The sequence below is a fragment of the Streptomyces anandii JCM 4720 genome, assembly GCF_014650655.1.
GTDB classification, from domain to species: Bacteria; Actinomycetota; Actinomycetes; order Streptomycetales; family Streptomycetaceae; genus Streptomyces; species Streptomyces anandii.
Genome location: NZ_BMVJ01000015.1, coordinates 141,255 through 144,241, shown reverse-complemented (window position 1 = coordinate 144,241; position 2,987 = coordinate 141,255). Strand labels below are relative to the sequence as shown.

General features: G+C 71.1%; 3 protein-coding genes. 2 read left to right on the top strand and 1 reads right to left on the bottom strand.

Translation table 11 applies throughout. The features are described 5' to 3' along the window. Positions 1-350: LytR C-terminal domain-containing protein (locus IE249_RS38460; RefSeq protein WP_229859242.1), on the top strand; the 350-nt coding region annotated here is incomplete at its 5' end. Between the two features lie 138 nt (positions 351-488). Then, positions 489-2,093, top strand: coding sequence for an LCP family protein (locus IE249_RS25155; RefSeq protein ID WP_189708206.1), 1,605 nt, complete (start codon positions 489-491; stop codon positions 2,091-2,093). 80 nt (positions 2,094-2,173) lie between these two features. Here the strand turns inward: IE249_RS25155 and IE249_RS25150 are convergent. Continuing rightward, on the bottom strand, positions 2,174-2,987 hold an 814-nt coding region (locus IE249_RS25150), incomplete at its 5' end, for a glycosyltransferase (RefSeq protein ID WP_229859234.1).

Sequence of the window (2,987 nt, the reverse complement as noted above, 5' to 3'; positions counted from 1 at the left end):
TCAACGGCGGGGCCGCCGCGGGCAGCGCACAGGAAACTCTTACCTGGCTGCAGAATGATGAGGGCGTACTCAAGTCGGAGAACGCGGGCAACGCGCCCCAGGAACTCGACAGGACCACGCTCGAGTACGCGCCCGACCAGGCGGCCCAGGCCCGCAAGCTCGCGGCCGTCATGGGTCTGTCCGGGGCCGCGCTCAAGCCGGGCGAGAGCGTCACCAACTCCCAGGGGCTGCCGGCGATGACGCTGACCCTGGGCAAGGACTTCAAGGGGGCGGGGGTGTCGCTGACGGCTCCGTCGAAGGCGCCGGAGGTCGACAAGTCCACGGCGGACAAGGTTCAGTGCGCCAGTTGAGCGCACCGTGTGACCTGACGGGCCTGTCATGCGTCTAACAGGACGCATGACAGGCCTGTTCGATGGCTAAAGGGTGGGGAGGATGGGGAGTTGACCCAGAGCGGTCTGCGCGGGGAGGGGCCTGCGGTCGATGACACGATGTCGCTCACGCCGCGAGGCGGCAGCGCGCCGGGGGGCGGCGGCCGGCAGGACGGCGGAGGAGATCGCGGCAACGGGGGCCGCGGCACGGGAGGCAGACGCCCCAAGAGGCGGGTGCTGCGCTGGTCGGCGACCGTGCTGGCGGTGGTGATACTCGGCACGGCCGGCGCCGGATACCTGTACTACCAGCACCTGAACGACAACATCCGCAAGGGCGAGCGCAGCAGCGGCGACTCCAAGGCGCAGAAGGCCGAGCCGAACGCGGCCGGCCAGACGCCGATGAACATCCTGCTGATCGGCTCCGACAGCCGGAACTCCGACGCGAACATCGAGCTCGGCGGCAGCCGGGACAACCGCGGCAACCCGCCGCTCGGCGACGTGGAGATGCTCATCCACCTCTCCGCCGACCGCAAGAGCGCCGCCGTGGTCAGCATCCCGCGCGACACCCGGGTCGACATCCCCAAGTGCACGGATCCCAAGACCGGCAAGGCGTACCCGGCGACCAACGCCATCATCAACGAGTCGCTGGCCCGCGGCGGCGCCGGCTGCACCCTCGCCACCTGGCAGAACCTCACCGGTGTGTACATCGACCACTGGATGACGATCGACTTCTCCGGCGTGGTGAGGATGGCGGACGCGATCGGCGGCGTCGACGTGTGCGTCAAGCAGAACGTGTGGGACCGCCCGCTGCCCGGTGTGCCCGGCGGCTCGGGCCTGAAGCTGAAGGCCGGCACGACGAAGGTCAAGGGCAAGCAGGCGCTGCAGTGGCTGCGCACCCGGCACGCCTTCTACAGCGACCTCGGCCGGGCCAAGGCCCAGCACCTGTACCTCAACTCGATGATCCGCACGCTCAAGGGCCAGAACGTCTTCACCGACACCGGCCGGCTGATGGACCTGGCCGAGGCGGCCACCAAGTCGCTCCAGGTCTCGGAGGAGATCGGCACGGTCAAGAAGCTCTACGACCTGGCCATGCAGCTCAAGACGGTCCCGACCAACCGCATCACCATGACGACGATGCCCAACGTCGAGGACCCGCTCAACCGCGACCACGTGGTGCCGGACGGCGAGAACGCCAAGAAGATCTGGCAGATGCTGCGCGACGACGTGGCCTTCGACGCCAACGGCAAGCCCACGGACGCCAAGCAGGAGAGCACGGCCGAGCCGGCCGCCTCCGCCGACCCGGCCGCGCCGGCCGGCCAGATCGGCGTCACGGTGCAGAACGGTACCCGCACGGCCACGCTCGGCCCGGTCTCGCACCGCGCCGCAGCCGTCGCCGAGTCGCTGGTGCAGAGAGGTTTCACCAAGGCGTCGGCCGATGCCTCGGGCTCGGTGTCCGCGGACCAGACGGTCGTGCGCTACCCGAGCGCCGAGCTGAAGGGCGACGCGGAGGCGGTCGCCAAGGCGCTGGGCATTCCGGCGGGTTCGGTGGAGCGCTCCACGGACGTCTCCGGGGTCACGGTCGTCGTGGGCGCGGACTGGCGCACCGGCGCCACGTACCCGAAGCAGGCGGCACCCAAGGCGGGTGACATCCCGAAGAACTCCGACGCCGTCAACGGGGCGGACGACAGCCAGTGCATGGACGTGTACGCGCCCTACCGCTGGTAGCCGGCCGCCGTACGAGAGCGTGGAAGGGCCCCTCCCGGACGGGAGGGGCCCTCGTCGTTCACCGGTGCGCGCCGCGGGTCTCAGGCCGAGGTGACGACCGCCGGGCGACGGGAGGCGATGACCTTCCTCGCCAGCGACTTCGGGCTGGTCAGGAAGCCCCAGCCCCACGACATGTGCATGGTGGCCAGCGCCACGGGTATCCGCAGCCGCGCTCTCAGCGGCAGGCCCTTGCCCGCCGGCACCGACCCGGCCGCGATCGCCGCCAGATAGCCGCCGGGGACCACCAGGCCCCAGGGCGTCAGCACCGCGCCCACCACGATCCCGGCCGCGATCGCGCACACGGCGGCCGGCGGGGCCAGGTAGCGCAGGTTGATGGAGCCCTCGTGGTAGCGGGCGACCACGTGCCGCCAGCGGCCGTAGTCCTTGTACTGCTTGGCCAGCGCCTTCACGTTCGGGCGGGGCCGGTAGGAGACCCGCAGCTCGGGCGAGAACCAGATCAGGCCGCCCGCCTCGCGGATGCGGAAGTTCAGCTCCCAGTCCTGGGCGCGGATGAACTCCTCGTTGTAGCCGCCCTGCTGCTCCAGGGCCGCACGGCGGAAGACGCCCAGGTACACCGTCTCGGCCGGGCCGGCCGCGCCGCCGGTGTGGAAGGCGGCGTTGCCCACGCCGATCCTCGAGGTCATCGCGGCGGCGACCGCGTGCTCCCAGTCGTTCTCCCCCTCGGCGTGCATGACCCCGCCGACGTTCTGCGCGCCGGTCTCCTCCAGGAGCCGCACCGCCGTGGCGATGTAGTCCGGCGACAGCATCCCGTGACCGTCGACGCGGACCACGACCGGATGGCGCGAGGCCTTGATCGCGGCGTTCAGCGCGGCGGGGGTGCGGCCGGTGGGGTTG

Bases quoted from the DNA above. Each gene is read 5' to 3' on its own strand.
- IE249_RS25155 (WP_189708206.1), top strand. From the start codon at position 489: ATGTCGCTCACGCCGCGAGGCGGCAGCGCGCCGGGGGGCGGCGGCCGG.